The organism is Burkholderia sp. PvR073, assembly GCF_054055695.1.
Genome location: NZ_JBSRXO010000022.1, coordinates 36,959 through 54,606, shown reverse-complemented (window position 1 = coordinate 54,606; position 17,648 = coordinate 36,959). Strand labels below are relative to the sequence as shown.

Genomic DNA, 17,648 nt, shown 5'->3' with positions numbered 1-17,648 from the left:
ATCGTGATATCAACGCTGCGCTGAACATTCTCCGATGCGGACGTGCATCGCCAGGTGTGGGAATCACCTGCCTTTAGGCGGGTGAGGACGTCAAGCTGCGCCTTGCGTGCGGTGAATGGAACGATCGGTATTCAGGTAGCGCGGTCGAATCTCACCGCGCCGTGCCCCACTCGGAAATCGAATTTCAGAGAACGGCGAGCAACCGCAGCTGATGCTCGGTTTCGGTCCCTTTTACCAGTGCGTAGAACCGCGCCTGCCCACGCTCGAGTGTCGACAGGTTTTGTGCGTCGGAAAACATGTTCCATTCGTCACCGTCGATACGCTCGAGTTTTCCGCGCGTCCGTGCGAACGCCAGCAACAACCGACTGGCTTCCCGTCGGATGACGATGCGCTCCATATCCAGCACATAGGGCTGCCAGCCGCTCAGCAGGACAAGGTAGTGGGGGATGGACGTTGGGTCATTGATCATCGCGGTGTGGCTTCGTCTCGGATGGCGTTGGCAAATCGGACTTCTTCCAACCGGGCCGTCTGCGTGGGGCTATCGATGTGGAAGGAAGCGGCCGTCAGCTACGTGCTTCACGTGCGTGCGCCGACTTTCCCATTTTCAGCCAAATTGTGCGGTCAACCAACCTTCCCCCCATTTCGCTGCGTGCGCAACTGCATCGTCGCGGCGTTCGAAGGCAGCCAGATCGCCGCTGCAGAGGACCTGCCGCTCATCTCCGTCGACGAGTAACGTGGTAATCCTCGCATGTGCGATGTACTGTCCATCGGCCCTGCGTGGTGTCGGATCGATTCGGAACCGTGTCGAATTGAAGAGCATGGGCTCCTCCAGGTTTAGGGTTGTCGCGGGCTACGTGGTCGACGAGTCCGGTGAAGGCGGGTGCCCGGAAAGAGCTTTTCGTGATCCGGCCGGCTGCCTGACCGGATCGGTAACTCACCCACCCGCTTTGGTTCGTCCCCGTGCGCGCGCAGCCACTATCAGACATGCTCTCGAAGGTACCGAATGCACTTTATCCGCAGGCCCGACCGATTGGCGAGCACGCCTCGGTGGCGGGCTGTCGAGTCGTCTTCAACGCCAGGAAGCCGCTCCGGGCGCGCAGGATCGTCCACGGAGTGGACGGCCTTCGCGATCTGAAGAGACGCGTGCCCTATCCAGACACGATCGCGCCACTCGCATTTCGCGCGGTGGACGATCAGCCATGCCTGCAGTGATTCCACGAGCTGAAAGGGTGACAACCATTCGCGCGTTTTCCTTTTGGTGACCAATTGAAGGGCAACAAGGAAACAGAGCAAGTCCACGTACCGGGTCGCGACGCGCATGGTTGGTCTTCTGCTTTTTGATGCTTGTGAAGCGTCCGCGCCGGCTCAGCCTTGAACGCTGAGCGCTTTCTCGATGGCTGCAATCAATTTGAAGGCATCGTCCCGGCCGATCAGGAGGCCGCGGCTGGTGTACTCACAGCCGAACGCATAGAAGCTCGGCAGTAGCGTCACCATGTCTTTCTGTCGATCGAAATCCACCTGGCATTTCGTCAACGGGAAAAACGGTGGGGCGTCGGCCGGCAGGTTGGACACGATGCGCTCCTAGTACATTTTGCGCGGGGGCAACATGCGCTTCGCGCGCAGACGCTGCCTGGCAACGGCACTGGCTTTTTTGCGCTTGCGTTCCGTCGTCGGCTTTTCATAGCCGGTGCGGCTGCGTAGCTCGCGAATCAACCCGGTTTTCTCGATGTCACGGCGGAATCGGCGCAGTGCGACATCGATAGGTTCGTTGACTTTCAGTGTGACGGTTGTCATGGTTGCCCTGTTTGAGAACGTTCGAATAAGAAATTAGCCGAGTCGTGTCATGACGGCGCTCGCTATCTCGTCGGACTCGAATTCCGAGTGTCCGGCACCCATCGAGAGCGCGCGTATTGCGCCGTACATTTGCAACTCTTGCTGATGACACAGTGCCGAATCAGAGATTCCGGCCAGCGAGATCGTGTCGGCCCACGCAACCTCGTGCCGTCCGATCAATGCGAGTAGTTCGTCAATGACCATGTTGCTCTCCAGATTGCCGACGCATCGCATCGGCGGGGTAGCCGCCTCAGCCTGCGTTCGATAGGAACGCGTGTGTTTCGCGATTGTCGTCGATGATGTTCTCGGCATAGCGCACCGATGCACGACGTGCGTCACCGGCAGTACCGAACGGCCCGTTATCGCGAAGCCGGTAAGTCTGGCTTTGCGTCTGTGTGTCCGTCGCACCGCGAAGACAAATCCTGACTGCTGCGTCGAAGCCGGCGTCGTAGTTGTGCGGAGCACCATTCGCTGCCGGTACGTGCGGGTAAATCAGTGGATATATCTCGAATCCACGGTAGGAATGCATGCTCATGACAAACTCCTGTCGTTCGGCCGTGGCGAAAAGCACGGTCGAACTCGTCCGGCCGATATCCGTCCATTGTCGGGCGGGCCGGCGGGGGTGAAAGGGACAAAATTGCAGCGCGGCGGAGGGGGATGCAACAAGCGCGCGGTGGTGGAGGGGAGCGTTCGGAGGGCTGATGATCGCTCGGATAAGCCCATCATACGCGCATCGTTCGCCGGGCCTCCAACTTATTCCGTATTACATCCTGCAACCCGGCAGGCGCGTGGTGACGGATCGTGACCGGCTTCGCCTCGCACTGCAACAGGTTGCGCGACAGCCGCTGCTGCTTGTGCAGCCGCGCTCTCGGTCGCTATTGCGCCGACGTCGGGCGCTTTTTTTGCTGCGGTTTCGTGATCGAGGATTCTTTCGGCGGCACCCAGTTCAATGCCGTGCCGAGCTTGGGCAACATCGCGGGCTGCTTGGTACGCGGAGGCGCCTTGTTGCCGCGAGACTGATATTGGGTCATGGAAATTCTCCTGCTGCGTCGCGTGCGCGATCCTGCGAGGATGGCTGGTCCGAGCCGAGCGCACATGCGCGGTCGAACACGCGCACCATGCGGGGGCATCTGCCTGCACGCAGGTTCAATGTCTCCCTGCGAAGCGGACGGACCAGTCGGGCCGGCATCGAGACGTGTGGCGCCGCGAAGCCATGCATGACACAAGGAGCGGCGGCAACGCGTCGCTCCTTGCGCGAATTGAGGCTTGAGACGGTTACAGCGGGGTGATGTTCGCTGCCTGCAGGCCCTTGGGGCCGCTCTTGGTCTCGTAGCTGACCTTCTGGCCTTCGGCGAGCGTCTTGAAACCGTCGCCGCGAATTTCGGAGAAGTGAGCGAACAGATCGTCGCCGCCCTTGTCGGGCGTGATGAAGCCAAAGCCCTTGCCGTCGTTGAACCACTTAACAGTACCGGTATCCATATTAGATCTCCTGAGAATAGACGAACGGATGCGCCACGAATGGACGCGGGAAAATAATCAAGGAGGGAGAGGACAACGAATACCGCAGTTCGCGGTCGATGATGAGCAGCAGTCGCGCTTCTTGAATACTTCACGGCCGACAGTACGCGGCGGCGACATAGGTGTCAAGCGTTTTCGGTCAAGAGCGGAACACGACCCTCGTTCGTTCCCGACGGATTTCGGGCCAGTTTGGGCGTCGTCAGTCCCCAGACGCACAAGTTGTTGCGATGACGGGAGCCGTGACGCGGGAATAACAAATGCTCGACGTCTGATGAAATCAGCGACGGCTCACTCTGCGTAATGAGCTTGACGCAAAACTGTGTTGGGAGGCGTCTGTGAGAACCGAACGAGAGCTGTTTAAGCAATGGTGGTTTCGCGATACGCCAAGCGAATATCGCGCCGACGTCGTCAACCGGGTCCGTGACCAGGACGGCTACGTCAGGGGCACACGGGTGGCCGCTGCATGGGATGGATGGCAGGGCGCACGCAAAAGCCAGAATTGGATCAGGACGAGTCAACACTGTCCGACGCGTCTTGATGCCGATCAGGCGCTTAACGTGTTGGCGTGGACTCACGGAGGATTCGCGGTCGTCGCGCGATTCGAGGACGTGGCGGACTCGCAGTCCGGGTATACGCACTGGATTCCGCTTCCATCGGCGCCCGAGAATTAGGTCCTGGTCGGTGCGAAGGAGAGAAGGGCCGTCCGGTGCGTGCTGCTCGTCGAGGACGAGCCGGAATCGAAAACGCTGTCGTAATTGGAGGCCGCGGTGGTCAGTGCCCTGGAACGCGGCACCGCGGCGTTCGCGAGCCCCACGAGGGGGCACGACGCGCAGCTTCCCGCCGCGCGCCGGCCGTGACGATGAACTCAAGCCTCCCGGTATGTCCCCTTGGCTTTCGCCGTTTGCGTTGCCAGCGCATCCATCAGCGGCGGATTCAGGCAATCGTAGGGTTCCAGCCCTTTGCCGCGCAGCGTGTCGCGCACGTCCGCCATCAACGACGGCGGCGTGCCGCTCTCGATGATCGACGACACGAACGCAGCGAAACCGGGCCCGTCCCAGCCGGTATCCGGCGACAGTTCGGTATGAATGAAATCCAGCCCGTAAAACGCATGGTCGGCATTTTCGATGCGTCCGAACAGGTGCGTGCCGCATGCGGAGCAGGCATGGCGCTGAATCAACGCCTTGTCGTCGACGACGCGCAGTTTCTCGCCATGTGCGGTCACGGTGACCTTGTCGCGCGGCACGACGCCCACGACGGAAAACAGCGCGCCGGCCGGCTTCCAGCACTTCGTGCAGCCGCACGCGTGATTGAATGCGACCTGCGCATCGACCCGAACCTCGACCGGATCCTGCGTGCACAGGCAGCGCAGCGTACCGCCCGCGAAATCGGCGGCGCCCTTTTGAATGCCGCGATCGACGGCGGGATGAATGGCGACGGACATGTTCATGCTCCTTTTCGATGCTTCACTGGTGAACGACGGCTCGGATCGACTTCCCCTTGCGTATCGGAGCGAATGCTTCGTTGATTTCGGAGAGCGATTTCGCGTGTGTCACGAACGGCGCAAGCTCGACCTTGCCGTTCATTGCGTCCTCGACCATGCCGGGCAGTTGCGAGCAGCCCTTGCCGGCAAATCGATCCGCACTTGGCGCGTTGCTCCGGCACGCGCGAGCGCATCGATCTGCCCTTTTGCGCGACGTGTGCGCGCGCAAGAACCTGCCCCGATTCTGCGCCTTTTAGATCGCCTCTCGTGGTTGGTCTGAAACTGGGGGGGAGTATATGACGGATACTGGTGGGGAGTATACCGGCGATGTGCGGGGCGAACGAGGGTTACCTGAGGAAAGACCTCGACGTCTCTGATGACGCACCGTGATGCGGCGGCGCATATGGCTGCATGGAGCCGTATGCGCCGCACAGCCTGCGTACCGGGCCGACGAGCGGGCTTCCGGTACGCTGAGCAGGCGGCGCGGGCCCGGCGTAGCCGGGCCACGACGATGATCCCGCTATTTCACGGGTGTGAGGATCGGCGCACCCTGGTTCTTGATCATGAACACGACGAATTTTGCCGGCTTCGTGCTGCTGGCATTTCGTCCGACCGTGTGGATGTCCTTCGGGCCTTCGTGGTATGTGTCGCCGGCGTGAAGCGTGACCTCCTTCCCACCGTTCAGGCCCATCACGATGCTGCCGTCGAGCACATAGACGAATGCGTGCGCGTCGTGACGATGAACGGGATCGACGCTGCCGGGCGGATAATCCACGACGATCATCTCGGCCTCCTTGCCCGGATACTCGGGCAACGGCTCCGTGGTCAGCGTTGTAACCGTGGCTTGAGGTGCGGCGGCGGCCGGCTGAACGGGCATCAGCAGCGACAGCGCAAGCGGTGCAAGAGTAAGCATGATGCGTTTCATGTCGTTACTCCAGGTTGGCCTTGTCGAGCCCGAACGTCTTGTCGAACGATCCGGGCACGATGCGGAACGCGACATTCAGCCGGTTCCAGCAGTTGATCGCACCGACGAGGAAGGTCAGATCCGACAGCTCCTTCTCGGAATAGTGGGCGCGCACGCGTTCGTAGAGATCATCCGGCACGCCATCCGACGAAAGATGCGTCAGGGCTTCGGTCCATGCGAGCGCGGCGCGCTCGCGCGGCGAAAACAGCGTCGACTCGCGCCAGATCGCGACGTGATGCATGCGCAGTTCGCGCTCGCCGTGGATCCGGGCCATTTTGACGTGCATGTCGACGCAGAACGCGCACCCGTTCAGTTGCGATGCGCGAATCTCGACGAGCTCGCGGACCGGCACTTCGATCGTCGTCTTTTGAAACAACCCGTCGAGCTCGACGAGTTTCTTGGTGAATTCCGGCGATTGCTGAAAGTAGTTGATACGTTGCGTCATGATCCGTTCTCCTGATTTGTGGAAGCGGGTACTGCCGGCCCTGCGTATCGCGATCGATCGCACGACCCGCTTGGCAGCCATCGTAATCGCGGGTCTCGCGGGCCAGTAGTATCGGGGGCGTGCGCACTCTGTTGTCTCCTCGGCACCAATCGTCCGCCACGTATGTCGGCGAGCTTCAGTCACGTCGACACGGCGAGAACATTGCAGATGCCCTGCCGCGCCATCTTCGTATAGGGGCACAGGCGCTCCGTGTCGCGGACAAGACGTTCCGCGACCTGCCGGTCGACACCCGGCATGCGGATGGTGACGTTGGCGGTCAGCGCATATCCGCCATCCATCGGATCACGACCGAACGTCACTTCGACGGCCACGGTGGCGTCGCGAATGTCGATTCGCTCGCGTTGCGCGAGCAGGCTCAGCGCGCCGTGAAAGCACGCGGCGTAGCCGGCGGCAAGAAGCTGTTCGGGGTTGGTCCCGCCGCCCGGGCCACCGAGCTCGGTCGGCAACCGCAGATCGAGGACGAGACAGCCGTCGTCGGATCGCGCGACGCCCGAAGCACGGCCGTGCCCGGCTTCGCCTCCGGAGACGGTGACCGTCGTTGTGTAGAGCGGGGCGAATTCCCGCCCCCGGTATTTGTCGAGCAGTGTCAGCGGCGGAGGTTGCAACCTCTCGTTCTCCATATCTCTCCCGGTCTGTAATCGGCGAACGCGAACGTTCCGAACCTTGCGTGTCCGGACGGTGCGTGGTGCGTCGACGCGCATCGGCGCAAGGATGCAGGCCTTGCCAGCAAGGCGATCCCCGTGACCCTCGTTCGAACGATGGCCTCCGACGCGCTCTCGCATGCTAGGTAAAGACGCGCCGCCGGACCAGATCGGCTCGGGATGCATGGTGTTGCCCAATCCGTACCAATACGGCGACAACGACGGGCGCTCGGACGCATTGATCTTTCCACGACTGCGGTGGCGCGACCGATTGGTGCCGATGAGGAACGGGAAAGTGTTCCGATGCAGGTCTACCTGCGCATCAACGCGGCTCCTAGTATTCCGGCACGGCAACGCGGTCGAGGCATCCGGTTTTCGATGGCGCCCTGTAAGGAGACGATCAATGGACATGCTTTCAATCGTTGGACGTCTCACGTCGAACCTGCGCAAGACCGGTGTGCCGGCCATCGTCGCGATCGGGTTGTCGGCATGCGCGAATTACGCCGGCATTCACGGCGATGCAGCGATGACCGATCCACGGCAGTACGTGACGCAACAGAGCCTTCCGCTGGAGCAAGGGCATTGGCCCACCGCGGATTGGGCCGACCAGTTCGGCGACGGGCAGTTGAAGTCATTGATCGACGAGGCATTGAAAAACAGCCCGACACTCGATCAGGCGCGGGCGCGCGTGGCCGCCGCGCAGGCTTATGGAGAATCCGCGCGAGCGGGGACGATGCCGCGCATCGACGCCAGCTATGCGCTCACACGCGAGCAATTCTCCGGAACGGCGCTTGTTCCGCCGCCGTATGGCGGATCGTGGCAGACGGAGAACCGCGGCATCCTCGGCGCTTCGTACGAACTCGACCTCTGGGGCAAGAAGCGCGAGGCGCTGAAGGCGTCGGTGTCGGCGCTTCAGGCGAGCCGCGCCGACGCGGAAACGGTCAGGCTGACGCTCACGACGTCGATCGCGCGCACCTATAACGAGCTTGCCCGCCTGTACCTGTTGCACGACATCGCGCAACAGGAGATCGATCAGCGCGAGCGGATCGATCGCATCGCCGCAGGCCGGATCGCGACCGGGCTCGACACGCAGGTCGAGCGCGAGACGGCCCGCGCGAATCTCGCGACGAGCCGCGCGTCGCTGAAATCGCTCGACGGCCGGATTCTCGCGACGCGCTATCAGATCGCCGCGCTGATGGGTGCGGGCCCCGATCGCGGCCTGCAGATCGCGCGCCCGATGCTCGGCCGCGGCAGCGAGGTTCGCCTCCCCGACAATCTGCCCGCGGATCTCGTGAGCCGGCGCCCCGACATCGTGGCCGCCCGGTGGCGCGTCGATGCGCTCGCACACGACGTGAAGGAAGCGAAGGCCGAGTTCTATCCCGACATCAACCTGAGCGCCGCGATCGGACTCGATGCATTCGGCTTCGGGCGCTTCCTCACGGCAGCGAGCCGCACCGCGTCGGTCGGACCGGCAATCCACCTGCCGATCTTCGACGCCGGTGCGCTTCGCGCGCAACTGAAGGGCCGCTACGCGGACTTCGACTACGCGGTCGCGACCTACAACCAGGCGCTCGTCACCGCGTTGAGCGAGGTCGCGACGCAAATCGCCGGCGTGCGGTCGACGGACGCGCAACTGGACGATGCGCAGGCTGCGCAGCAAGCCGCGCTGAAAGCTGCCGCGCTCGCGCTTGCTCAGTACCAGGCCGGTCTCACGAATCAACTGACCGTGTTGAACGCCGACGTCAACGCGCTTTCCGCCGATCAGGGCGTCGCGAATCTGCGCATGGACCGCCGCGATCGTCAGATCGCGCTGGCGTCCGCGCTGGGTGGCGGTTTCGTCGATACGTCGTTCGCCGGCTCGGGGGCCGCGGCACGTGCCGAGGTGCCCGCAGCGGCCGTGCCCGCTGTCGCCGCGCGCTGAGCGGCGGTTCGATTCATCGAATTTGCCTGGAGAATTGAAATGAGTGAAATCAACCCGCTGGTTCGCAAGCCGGCCGAAACCGCACGCGTGAATCATGCCCCGTCGCCGCAGGGAGGCGACGAGGTCGCAAGCGAAGACGCGACGCGACGGCGCCGCTTGCTGCTGGCGCTGCTCGCGGCGGCGGTCGTCGCGTCGTCGATCGCGTATGGCGTGTACTACCTGACGGTTGCGCGCTATCACGAATCCACCGACGACGCCTACGTCAGCGGCAATCTCGTGCAACTGACGCCGCAGGTGGCGGGCACCGTCGTGGCGGTGAATGCCGACGACACGCAGATCGTGAAGGCGGGCGATCCGGTCGTCACGCTCGACCACGCCGATGCGAAAGTCGCGCTCGGCAACGCCGAAGCGGCGTTGGGGCAGACCGTGCGGCAGGTGAGCAGTCTTTACGTGAACGACGACCTGTATGCGGCGAACGTCGCCCAGAAGGCGTCCGATCTCGCGCGTGCCCAGGACGATCTGCGCCGCCGCGTGGCCGTGGCCGACCCGGGAGCCGTGTCGGCCGAAGACATCGCGCACGCGCGCGACACCGTGGCGGCCGCGCGGGCCGCGCTCGACGCCGCGCGTCAGCAGGCGCAAGCCAACCGCGCGTTGACCGCCCGCACGACGATCGACCAGCACCCGAACGTGCAGGCGGCCGCGTCGAAAGTGCGCGACGCGTATCTGGCGTACGCGCGCAACGTCCTGCCCGCGCCCGTCACCGGCTATGTCGCGAAGCGTTCGGTTCAGGTCGGCCAGCGCGTGTCGCCCGGCATGCCGTTGATGGCGATCGTGCCGCTCGACGGCGTGTGGGTCGATGCGAACTACAAGGAAAGCCAGCTGCGCAACATGCGCATCGGTCAACCCGTCACGTTGACGGCCGACGTGTACGGCGGAAAGGTCGAGTACCACGGCCGCGTGGTCGGCTTCTCGGCCGGCACGGGCAGCGCATTCGCGAGCTTGCCCGCGCAGAACGCGACGGGCAACTGGATCAAGATCGTTCAGCGTCTGCCCGCGCGCATCCAGCTCGACCAGAAGGAACTCGACGCGCATCCGCTGCGTATCGGACTGTCGATGGATGTCGATGTGGATACGCGCGACGACACGGGCCCGCAGCTCGGCGCGGCGATGAACACGTCGTATCGCACGAACGTGTTTGCCGAATACGGCGCACAGGCGGATGCCGAGATCCAGAAGATCATCGCGCGAAACGTCGTCATCGGGCAGGCGGGGGCGACGGGGCATGTCGGATCGCCGGCGGCTTCCGCCAGGCACGACACACGTGACACGCGCGACACACGCGGCACGACGCCGCGCGCCAGTTGAACCGTCGACCCGGTGCGCGTGACTGTCGCGCGCCGGTCGATCCCATCGTCTGACCGGCCGGCTCGATACGCCGGCGCGGTCGTTACTCCGGAGTGGAAGCGAGATGCATTCCTCAACCCAACCCGCACCGCCGCCGCTGACGGGCGCAAAGCTGATCCTTGCGACCCTCGCCGTCGCGCTCGCGACGTTCATGAACGTGCTCGATTCGTCGATCGCCAACGTCGCGATTCCGACCATCTCGGGCAACCTCGGCGTCTCGGTCGACGAAGGCACGTGGGTGATCACGCTGTTCTCCGCGGCCAATGCCGTCGCGATTCCACTGACGGGCTGGCTCACGCAGCGCATCGGGCAGATCCGGCTGTTCGTGGCCGCGATCGTGCTGTTCGTGTTTTCGTCGTGGTTGTGCGGTGTCGCGCCGAACCTGCTCATGCTGCTCGCCGCACGCGTCTTGCAGGGCGTCGTCGCGGGGCCGCTGATTCCGCTGTCGCAAGCGATCCTGCTCGGTTCGTATCCGAAGGCGAAAAGCGCCACCGCGCTCGCGCTATGGTCGATGACCGCGACGGTCGGCCCGATCGCCGGTCCTGCGCTGGGCGGCTGGATCACCGACAGCTACAGCTGGTCGTGGATCTTCTACATCAACATTCCCGTCGGCCTGTTCGCGGCCGGCGTCACGTGGATGATCTATCGCGACCGCGAGACGCAGGTGCGCAAGGTCCCGATCGACAAGGTCGGCCTGATGTCGCTCATCGTGTGGGTCGCGACGCTGCAGATCATGCTCGACAAAGGCAAGGACCTCGACTGGTTCAGTTCGCCCGTGATCTGCACGCTTGCCGTCATCGCCGCCATCAGTTTCCTGTTCTTCCTGATCTGGGAGTTCACGGAGCGGAACCCGATCGTCGACATTCGCCTTTTCGCGTTGCGCAATTTCCGCGGCGGCACGATTGCGATCTCGGTCGCGTACGCGGTGTTCTTCTCGAATCTCGTGATCCTGCCGCAATGGATTCAGGGCTATCTCGGCTATCGATCGGTGGACGCCGGACTCGTGACGGCGCCGCTCGGGATCTTTGCCGTGCTGCTGGCGCCATTGATGGCGAAGATCATGCCGAAGTCGGATGCGCGGGTGCTTGCGACGCTGGCGTTCCTGGGCTTTGCAGGCGTGTTCTTCATGCGCTCGCATTACACGACGGGCGTCGACCCCTATACGCTGGTGCTGCCGACCCTGTTGCAGGGTATTCCGATGGCGCTCTTCTTCACGCCGCTGACCGCGATCATTCTGTCGGGGTTGACGCCCGAGCGCATCCCGGCGGCCGCCGGCCTGTCCAATTTCGTGCGTGTATTCGCGGGCGGCGTCGGCACGTCGTTGATCTCGACCGGATGGAACGACCGGACGATCCTGCATCATGCCCGGCTCGCCGAGCAATCGAGCGTGAACGACCCGGCCTATGCGAGTGCCATCGCCCAACTGCAGGCGACGCTCGGCGGCGGCGCGGATCAGGCCACGACGTTCTTCGAACGCACGCTGAATGCACAGGCCGCGATGCTCGCGCTGAACGATATCTTCTGGTTGTCGTCGATCATCTTCATCGTGATCGTCCCGCTGGTCTGGCTCACCAAGCCCGCCAGGGGCGGTGGTGGCATGGCGGGCGGTGGGCACTGAACGAGGCCCGCCGGGAATCGTACGGAGGTGATCGGGCGTGCGCTGCCTTCGGCCCGATGCCAGCGAGAAGACGCCCGGTTCCCTATAGCGCGATGATCGTGTGGCCGCACGGGTGGCCGGCCGGTTCTCCGAGCATCGCTTTCAGATCGCGCTCGATCGTGCTGCACAGCGTCGAAATGGGAACGTCGTTCGCACCGCCTTCGAACGGATTCTCGGTGCCTTCGCCGACCTGATCGAGCGATGTATACATCCACGATACCGCGACGCTGCATGGCACCACCAGCCATACCATGTTGCCGTGCATGAAGCCGCTCACGCTATCGTTCAACCGGTTGAATTCGTTCAGAAGACCGAATGGAAGGGACAGGCAGAAGAACCGGACGAACAGCGAGCTGACGGTCGCGTACTGTCGCGGATACGGGAAGTTCTTGAAACGTTCCGATCTCGACTGGAGCGCGATGAAATCGCCGATCGTCTTGTGAAGCTCCATGTAGAAGCTCGTATTCAGCTGACCGGCCGCGTGAAGCGTCTTGAGCGCACTGCATTGCAGGTTCAGCACGAAGGTTGCGATGGACGCAGAAGAGAGCGCCTGTGCCGTTTCAGTCGGTGACAGGTATTTCGGCAACACTTCCTTGATGTCCTGTTCCCACTCCGGCACGCGATAGAACCGGCGGTACTCCGCATTGTAGCGTTTGCTCGTGCTTTCCCAGATCCGCGGGCGACGCAGGTCATATCGCAGCGCGGTCAACCATCCAAGGTGCCGATCGATCAGCGTTCGGGAAATCGCCTCGTCGTCGGCAAAATCGCGCGCGAGCTGGCCCCAGCGACGGCTCTTGCTCACGATTTCGGTCCAGATGTCCAGCGCGTCCGTTGCCCGGTTGTACGTCTGGACATTCTTGAAGCCGACGATGAACGACGTCGCGGTTCCGAGGAGAACCACGATCGTCAGCGGGATCGACAACCATGTGACGCACAGGAACTTGTACAGAATGACCGGCACAGTCCCGAAGACGAAGAGCTGGTAGATGTTCCAGCGCGTCCAGATCAGGAATTCCGACAGCTTGTACGATTTTCCGAGATGCATTTCATTTGCCTCATCGAGGACTCAGCGTGTCCCGGAACGCGCAGCGGTCAGGCGCGAGGGAGCAGCAACGAAGGTCTTCAGCGGACAGGTGCCGCTACCGCCCGACGGGCGTCGCGTCAGTCGACGACGGTCACGATATTGACGGTGCCTTGTCTGGCCATCTTTGCGTACGGGCACAGGCGCTCCGCGGCTCGCACCCGTTCTTCCGCGATGCTTCGATCCACGCCGGGCATCCGGACCTGGACGTCGACGAGCAATGCATGGCCGCCGTCCATCGGATCGCGGCCGAACGAAACCCGCACCTCCACGACCGTATCGGCGGGTTCCATGCCGGCGCGTTGCTCGAGCAGATTCAGGGCACCGTGAAAGCACGCGGCGAAGCCCGCCGCGAACAATTGCTCGGGGTTGGTTCCGTTGCCGGGGCCGCCGAACTCGGTGGGCAGGCGCAGATCGACGGCGAGGTTCCCGTCGTCCGAGCGCACGACGCCGGATGCGCGGCCGTGTCCCGTCTCGCCACCGGACACGGTGACGCTCGTCGTATAGAGCGGCTGGAAATCCCGGCCCCGATACCTGTCGAGGAGGGAAAGCGGAGGGGCCTGCAGCTTGTTGTCGTTCATGATGCGTGCTCGAGTTCAGCGACGCTTCGATCCCCGTCGTTCGTGTGTCGAAGCGTGTTGCGAAGGGGGCTGCACCGCCCGGGCAGATGGCGTCTTCACGAACAGGTGGAGCGAACGATCGTATGCGGAATGCGGCGATCTTCCGGTGCAGCCCGAATCCGGGTTCGTCCACGGAGAAGGACGCCTCCATGCTAGCGGAGCGCACCGGGCGACGGTATGGCCGTCGCGGGCGATTCAATGTTTCCCGTCGGACACCAATCGGGGCACTGACGCGCGACCCCGCCGCGCGTCAGCGGTCGAGACAGGCGCGCAGCGTGTTTGCGTGACGTTGCGCTTCGTCCGCGTCGACGATGTTCGCGAACCCGATGACGAGGCCGCGCGGCGTGAGCGGCGTGTGGCTGTTCGTATACCAGATCGACAGCGGCACGACCGCGAGCCCGGCGTCGCGCGCGCGTGCAGCGACGGCGACGTCGTCGACCGGTCCATCGGGCCCGTCGGTGAATCGCACCGCGAACTGGATGCCGCCCACCGGCAATTCGACGATCAGCCGCTCGCCGAACGCCTGACGCAATGCGTGCACGATCAGCATGCGGCGCTCGCCGTACAGCGCGCGCATGCGCTTCAGATGCCGGGCAAAGTGCCCCTGTTCGATGAAATCGGCCAGCGCCGCCTGCAGGAGCGGCGGCGAACCGGCATTCATGCTGCATGCCACGCGTTCGACGCGCTCCACGGCGCGCTCCGGCACGACCGCGTAGGCAAGCCGCAAACCGGGGTACATCGCCTTGCTGAAGGTACTGCAATAGATCACGCGATCGCGCCGGTCGAGACTCTTCAACGCGGGCAGCGGGCGGCCGAGATAGCGAAACTCGCTGTCGTAGTCGTCCTCGACGATCCACCCCGACATTTTCTCGGCCCAGTCGAGCAGCGCGATGCGGCGGGACAGCGACAGCGTATGCCCGAGCGGGCTCTGATGCGACGGCGTCACCACCGCGAAGCGTGCCTGCGCGTCGAGCTGCATGCCGCGCTCGACGTCGATCCCGTCGGCGTCCACCGGCACGGGGACGAGTTGTACGCCGGTCTCGGACAGGAAGCCGCGCGCGAGCAGATAGCCGGGATCCTCGAACCACACGCGCTCGTCCGCCCGCGCGAGGCTGCGCAGCACGAGTTCCAGCGTGGCGCGGTAGCCGCCGGTGACGAACACCTGTTCCGGCACGCAGGTGACGCCGCGCGACAGCGTCAGATAGGTGGCGATGTGTTCGCGCAGCGGCCGGTAACCGGCCGGATTCGGGTAGCCGAGCAGAGCGCGTTCGCTGCTGCGCGCGCGCTGCGATATGAGCCGGTGCCAGACCTTGCGCGGAAACGCATCGAGCGCGGGAAGCCCGGGTTGCAGCGGGCGCGGCTCGCCGCTCAGCGCGACGGCGATCGGCTGCGCTCGCCGTGGCGGCGGAGTGTCGTCCGAGGCGACCGACGCACGCTGCGGGTCGGCGTGTTCGGCGCGCGCGGGCGGCGGCTGCGTCAGCGAAGCCGGCAGGGACGGCGCGACGAACGTGCCCGCCGCGCCGCGCATTTGCAGATAGCCCTCGTCGACCAGGATCGTGTAAGCCTGTTCAACCGTGCCGCGCGCTGTGTTCAGTTGCGTCGCCAGGCCGCGCAGCGCGGGCACGCGATCGCCGGGGCGCAGATGACCGGCGGCGATCGCGGCCTTGAACCGCTCGCAAATCTGCAGATAGACCGGCAACTGGTGGTGCCGGTCGATTTCGATGGCCAGCGGGGGCGTTTGCGCAGACATCACGGTCTCTCGGGTAACGCGAACGGGACAGGAACAGATGCCGTATGGACCAGTCCGATCGACGATTCTTGGCACTTATGGATAGGACATGATTCTTCCACAATTGAGACACGTGATGCGAGGTGACGACCGCCTTTCATCGGATCCAGCGCCGTCGCGTACCTCTAGCAGTCCAATGCAATCCATTCGTCAGGAGATTTTGCGATGAAGATCGTTGTCATCGGTGGTTCGGGCCTGATCGGCTCGCGTGTCGTCACGCTGCTCGGCGAAGCCGGCCATCAGGCGCTGGCTGCGTCGCCGAGCACCGGCGTCAATATCATCACGGGCGAAGGCCTGGCCGACGCATTGACCGGCGCGGACGTCGTCGTGGACGTGGTGAATGCGCCGTCATGGGAGCCGCAGGCGGTGCTGGACTTCTTCCGCACGGCGGCACGCAATCTCGGCAAGGCGGAAGTGGCCGCCGGCGTGCGCCATCACGTCGCGCTGTCGATCGTCGGCTGCGACCGCATGCCGGAGAACGGCTATTTCGCGGCCAAGGTCGCGCAGGAACAGGCGATCGAAGCGGCGGGCGTTCCGTACACCATCGTTCGCGCGACGCAATTCATGGAATTCATCGGCGGCATCGCGGATACCGGCACGGAAGACGGCACGGTCCGCATCGGCGACGGACTGTTTCAGCCGATCGCCGCGGAAGATGTGTCGGCATTCGTCGCGCAGGCGGCGCTCGCCGCGCCGCAGAACGGTGCGATCGAGGTCGCGGGCCCGGATCGCGCGCCGTTCGCGGAGATCGTCGCCCGCTATCTGAAGTCGATCGGCGACACGCGCGCGGTGGTGATCGATCGCGACGCCCGCTACTACGGCGGCCGCGTCGAGGAAAAATCGCTGGTGCCGCTCGGGGCCGCGCGGCTCGGCCGCATCGGTCTCGACCAGTGGCTCGCCGCGCGCTGATTCGCACGCGCACGTGCGGCGGCTCGCGGGCGCCCGCCGGCGGCGGGCAATCGGAATGATCGGCATCTCTTGGGGGCAACGGAAATGAATCATTCGGAACCATCGGAGCATGGCATTCGTCGCGAACTGACCGGTCGCGCCGATGCGATGTCCGCGAGCTTCGGTGCGAGCTATGCAGGCATCCTTGCATTCGTTGCAGTGGCGAGCGAGGGGAGCTTCACCAAGGCCGCCGAACGGCTCGGCGTCGGACGGCCGGCCGTGAGCCGGAACGTGCAGAAGCTGGAGGCGCAGTTGAGCACGCGCCTGTTCCAGCGCACCACGCGCACGACCGAACTGACGTGCGAAGGCCAGCGATTCTTCGAGAACTGCCATCAGGGCGTGGCGCAGATCGTGGAAGCCATGAACGACATGCTGGAGTTGCGGCAGGGGCCGCCGCGCGGCCTCATCCGCATCAGCTCGGCCGTGGGGTTCGGCAGGAAGATCGTCGCGCCGCTGCTGGAAAAGTTCGCGCACGCGTACCCGGACATCATCATCGATCTGCTGCTCGACGACCGGCCGATCGACCTGGTGTCGGAGCGAATCGACGTGTCGTTCCGCAACGGGCGCATCGAGGATTCGAGCATCATCGCCCGGCAACTGATTCCGATGCAGATGGCGCTCTGCGCGGCGCCGTCGTATGTCGCGCGGCATGGCCTCCCGCAGCGCATCGACGACCTCGACCGGCACGAGTGCATCAATTTCCGCTTTGCGAGCGGTCGCGTGTTCGAATGGGAGTTCAATGTCGACGGCCGCGCGCAGAAGTACCTGCCGACGTCGCGCCTCACGTTCAACGACACGGATCTGGTGTTGCGTGCGGTGCTGAACGGAGCGGGCATCGCGCAGATGGCGGGCTACCAGATCCGCGACCATCTCGCGTCGAACGAGCTCGTCGTCGCATTGGAGAAGCATGTGCCGGAGGATCGCGGCCACTACATCTGCTATCTGAGCCGGCAGCATCTTCCGACGCGCATTCGGATCTTCGTCGACTTCATGACCGAGCAGATTCGCGCGCTCGATCTCAATTGCATGACCCGGTTCAATCCGGATGTGCAGGTGGTTTCGCCGGCGGGGCTGGCGGCTTGAAGCATGCGTGACGGACGGGCGGCCGTCCAATCGCATCGCAGTGCGGGAAGCCGGGCGTACGTTTCGCGTTTCGGATCCTCCGGGGCTGGGTCGGATAGCCTTGCCGGCATTGGCTCACATCACGGGCGCGATTCAAACTTAAACGAATTGTGACCCCTGTCGCCGGCAAAATTTTGCACAATGGCGACAGCGCGGCGTTGCTGC

Annotated in this window: 20 protein-coding genes and 1 pseudogene; 5 read left to right on the top strand and 16 right to left on the bottom strand. The window is 64.0% G+C overall.

The genetic code is table 11. The features are described from left to right. Positions 1 to 184: 184 nt before the first annotated feature. The 13 genes and pseudogenes from ACVK00_RS33705 to ACVK00_RS33645 form a co-directional block, all read right to left on the bottom strand. Positions 185 to 469 (bottom strand): hypothetical protein, encoded by a 285-nt coding sequence (locus ACVK00_RS33705; protein WP_284901317.1) that lies wholly within the window; start codon positions 467 to 469, stop codon positions 185 to 187. A 135-nt stretch (positions 470 to 604) separates the two neighbouring features. Next, complete coding sequence (locus ACVK00_RS33700) at positions 605 to 820, bottom strand: hypothetical protein (RefSeq protein ID WP_081467260.1); 216 nt, start codon at positions 818 to 820, stop codon at positions 605 to 607. Between the two features lie 545 nt (positions 821 to 1,365). After that, on the bottom strand, positions 1,366 to 1,572 hold the full coding sequence (locus tag ACVK00_RS33695; RefSeq protein WP_041491760.1) for a hypothetical protein: 207 nt from the start codon (positions 1,570 to 1,572) through the stop codon (positions 1,366 to 1,368). Positions 1,573 to 1,581: 9 nt separating this feature from the next. Further along, positions 1,582 to 1,794: a 30S ribosomal protein S21 gene (gene rpsU / locus ACVK00_RS33690; RefSeq protein ID WP_006754722.1), complete on the bottom strand. Its 213-nt coding sequence runs from the start codon at positions 1,792 to 1,794 to the stop codon at positions 1,582 to 1,584. 33 nt (positions 1,795 to 1,827) lie between these two features. Beyond that, the gene (locus ACVK00_RS33685; protein ID WP_284901308.1) at positions 1,828 to 2,037 is read right to left on the bottom strand and encodes a hypothetical protein; all 210 of its coding nucleotides are present in this window, start codon (positions 2,035 to 2,037) and stop codon (positions 1,828 to 1,830) included. Between the two features lie 46 nt (positions 2,038 to 2,083). Next, entirely contained in the window at positions 2,084 to 2,368 is a 285-nt protein-coding gene (locus ACVK00_RS33680; RefSeq protein ID WP_006754720.1) for a hypothetical protein, read from the bottom strand. A 340-nt stretch (positions 2,369 to 2,708) separates the two neighbouring features. Then, positions 2,709 to 2,864, bottom strand: coding sequence for a hypothetical protein (locus tag ACVK00_RS33675; protein WP_166725427.1), 156 nt, complete (start codon positions 2,862 to 2,864; stop codon positions 2,709 to 2,711). A gap of 244 nt (positions 2,865 to 3,108) precedes the next feature. Further along, complete coding sequence (locus ACVK00_RS33670) at positions 3,109 to 3,312, bottom strand: cold-shock protein (RefSeq protein ID WP_006754718.1); 204 nt, start codon at positions 3,310 to 3,312, stop codon at positions 3,109 to 3,111. A 904-nt stretch (positions 3,313 to 4,216) separates the two neighbouring features. After that, the gene (gene gfa / locus ACVK00_RS33665) at positions 4,217 to 4,792 is read right to left on the bottom strand and encodes an S-(hydroxymethyl)glutathione synthase (RefSeq protein ID WP_166725426.1); all 576 of its coding nucleotides are present in this window, start codon (positions 4,790 to 4,792) and stop codon (positions 4,217 to 4,219) included. A 22-nt stretch (positions 4,793 to 4,814) separates the two neighbouring features. Then, positions 4,815 to 4,973: pseudogene (locus ACVK00_RS33660) on the bottom strand (S-(hydroxymethyl)glutathione dehydrogenase); the annotation flags it as partial. 378 nt (positions 4,974 to 5,351) lie between these two features. Next, positions 5,352 to 5,756 carry a cupin domain-containing protein gene (locus tag ACVK00_RS33655; protein WP_284901301.1) on the bottom strand — a complete coding sequence of 135 codons (405 nt, stop codon included), beginning with the start codon at positions 5,754 to 5,756 and terminating at the stop codon, positions 5,352 to 5,354. Between the two features lie 4 nt (positions 5,757 to 5,760). Continuing rightward, on the bottom strand, positions 5,761 to 6,240 hold the full coding sequence (locus ACVK00_RS33650) for a carboxymuconolactone decarboxylase family protein (protein ID WP_284901300.1): 480 nt from the start codon (positions 6,238 to 6,240) through the stop codon (positions 5,761 to 5,763). Between the two features lie 179 nt (positions 6,241 to 6,419). Then, positions 6,420 to 6,920 (bottom strand): Ohr family peroxiredoxin, encoded by a 501-nt coding sequence (locus ACVK00_RS33645; RefSeq protein ID WP_284901324.1) that lies wholly within the window; start codon positions 6,918 to 6,920, stop codon positions 6,420 to 6,422. A gap of 424 nt (positions 6,921 to 7,344) precedes the next feature. On the opposite strand from ACVK00_RS33645, the gene ACVK00_RS33640 reads away from it, so the two are divergent. The 3 genes from ACVK00_RS33640 to ACVK00_RS33630 all read left to right on the top strand — a co-directional run bounded on the left by ACVK00_RS33640 (position 7,345) and on the right by ACVK00_RS33630 (position 11,884). Then, positions 7,345 to 8,862 (top strand): efflux transporter outer membrane subunit, encoded by a 1,518-nt coding sequence (locus tag ACVK00_RS33640; protein ID WP_354123388.1) that lies wholly within the window; start codon positions 7,345 to 7,347, stop codon positions 8,860 to 8,862. Between the two features lie 39 nt (positions 8,863 to 8,901). After that, a complete protein-coding gene (locus ACVK00_RS33635; RefSeq protein ID WP_284901298.1) occupies positions 8,902 to 10,227 on the top strand; it encodes an HlyD family secretion protein in 1,326 nt (441 codons plus the stop codon). A 103-nt stretch (positions 10,228 to 10,330) separates the two neighbouring features. Beyond that, positions 10,331 to 11,884 (top strand): DHA2 family efflux MFS transporter permease subunit, encoded by a 1,554-nt coding sequence (locus ACVK00_RS33630; RefSeq protein ID WP_284901296.1) that lies wholly within the window; start codon positions 10,331 to 10,333, stop codon positions 11,882 to 11,884. 82 nt (positions 11,885 to 11,966) lie between these two features. On the opposite strand, the gene ACVK00_RS33625 is transcribed toward ACVK00_RS33630, so the two are convergent. The 3 genes from ACVK00_RS33625 to pdxR form a co-directional block, all read right to left on the bottom strand. After that, positions 11,967 to 12,968, bottom strand: coding sequence for a bestrophin family protein (locus tag ACVK00_RS33625; RefSeq protein WP_354123389.1), 1,002 nt, complete (start codon positions 12,966 to 12,968; stop codon positions 11,967 to 11,969). A gap of 116 nt (positions 12,969 to 13,084) precedes the next feature. Next, on the bottom strand, positions 13,085 to 13,585 hold the full coding sequence (locus ACVK00_RS33620; protein ID WP_284901292.1) for an Ohr family peroxiredoxin: 501 nt from the start codon (positions 13,583 to 13,585) through the stop codon (positions 13,085 to 13,087). 289 nt (positions 13,586 to 13,874) lie between these two features. Beyond that, the gene (gene pdxR / locus ACVK00_RS33615) at positions 13,875 to 15,374 is read right to left on the bottom strand and encodes a MocR-like pyridoxine biosynthesis transcription factor PdxR (RefSeq protein WP_284901290.1); all 1,500 of its coding nucleotides are present in this window, start codon (positions 15,372 to 15,374) and stop codon (positions 13,875 to 13,877) included. Positions 15,375 to 15,578: 204 nt separating this feature from the next. On the opposite strand from pdxR, the gene ACVK00_RS33610 reads away from it, so the two are divergent. Continuing rightward, positions 15,579 to 16,322 (top strand): SDR family oxidoreductase, encoded by a 744-nt coding sequence (locus tag ACVK00_RS33610; protein ID WP_284901288.1) that lies wholly within the window; start codon positions 15,579 to 15,581, stop codon positions 16,320 to 16,322. 84 nt (positions 16,323 to 16,406) lie between these two features. Further along, entirely contained in the window at positions 16,407 to 17,444 is a 1,038-nt protein-coding gene (locus tag ACVK00_RS33605) for a LysR family transcriptional regulator (RefSeq protein WP_284901287.1), read from the top strand. The last annotated feature ends 204 nt before the right edge of the window (positions 17,445 to 17,648 follow it).

Bases quoted from the DNA above. Each gene is read 5' to 3' on its own strand.
- gfa (WP_166725426.1), bottom strand. From the start codon at position 4,792: ATGTCCGTCGCCATTCATCCCGCCGTCGATCGCGGCATTCAAAAGGGC.
- pdxR (WP_284901290.1), bottom strand. From the start codon at position 15,374: ATGTCTGCGCAAACGCCCCCGCTGGCCATCGAAATCGACCGGCACCAC.
- ACVK00_RS33635 (WP_284901298.1), top strand. From the start codon at position 8,902: ATGAGTGAAATCAACCCGCTGGTTCGCAAGCCGGCCGAAACCGCACGC.
- ACVK00_RS33640 (WP_354123388.1), top strand. From the start codon at position 7,345: ATGGACATGCTTTCAATCGTTGGACGTCTCACGTCGAACCTGCGCAAG.
- ACVK00_RS33645 (WP_284901324.1), bottom strand. From the start codon at position 6,920: ATGGAGAACGAGAGGTTGCAACCTCCGCCGCTGACACTGCTCGACAAA.
- ACVK00_RS33685 (WP_284901308.1), bottom strand. From the start codon at position 2,037: ATGGTCATTGACGAACTACTCGCATTGATCGGACGGCACGAGGTTGCG.
- ACVK00_RS33655 (WP_284901301.1), bottom strand. From the start codon at position 5,756: ATGAAACGCATCATGCTTACTCTTGCACCGCTTGCGCTGTCGCTGCTG.
- rpsU (WP_006754722.1), bottom strand. From the start codon at position 1,794: ATGACAACCGTCACACTGAAAGTCAACGAACCTATCGATGTCGCACTG.
- ACVK00_RS33680 (WP_006754720.1), bottom strand. From the start codon at position 2,368: ATGAGCATGCATTCCTACCGTGGATTCGAGATATATCCACTGATTTAC.
- ACVK00_RS33625 (WP_354123389.1), bottom strand. From the start codon at position 12,968: ATGCATCTCGGAAAATCGTACAAGCTGTCGGAATTCCTGATCTGGACG.
- ACVK00_RS33610 (WP_284901288.1), top strand. From the start codon at position 15,579: ATGAAGATCGTTGTCATCGGTGGTTCGGGCCTGATCGGCTCGCGTGTC.
- ACVK00_RS33705 (WP_284901317.1), bottom strand. From the start codon at position 469: ATGATCAATGACCCAACGTCCATCCCCCACTACCTTGTCCTGCTGAGC.
- ACVK00_RS33620 (WP_284901292.1), bottom strand. From the start codon at position 13,585: ATGAACGACAACAAGCTGCAGGCCCCTCCGCTTTCCCTCCTCGACAGG.
- ACVK00_RS33605 (WP_284901287.1), top strand. From the start codon at position 16,407: ATGAATCATTCGGAACCATCGGAGCATGGCATTCGTCGCGAACTGACC.
- ACVK00_RS33675 (WP_166725427.1), bottom strand. From the start codon at position 2,864: ATGACCCAATATCAGTCTCGCGGCAACAAGGCGCCTCCGCGTACCAAG.
- ACVK00_RS33700 (WP_081467260.1), bottom strand. From the start codon at position 820: ATGCTCTTCAATTCGACACGGTTCCGAATCGATCCGACACCACGCAGG.
- ACVK00_RS33670 (WP_006754718.1), bottom strand. From the start codon at position 3,312: ATGGATACCGGTACTGTTAAGTGGTTCAACGACGGCAAGGGCTTTGGC.
- ACVK00_RS33630 (WP_284901296.1), top strand. From the start codon at position 10,331: ATGCATTCCTCAACCCAACCCGCACCGCCGCCGCTGACGGGCGCAAAG.
- ACVK00_RS33650 (WP_284901300.1), bottom strand. From the start codon at position 6,240: ATGACGCAACGTATCAACTACTTTCAGCAATCGCCGGAATTCACCAAG.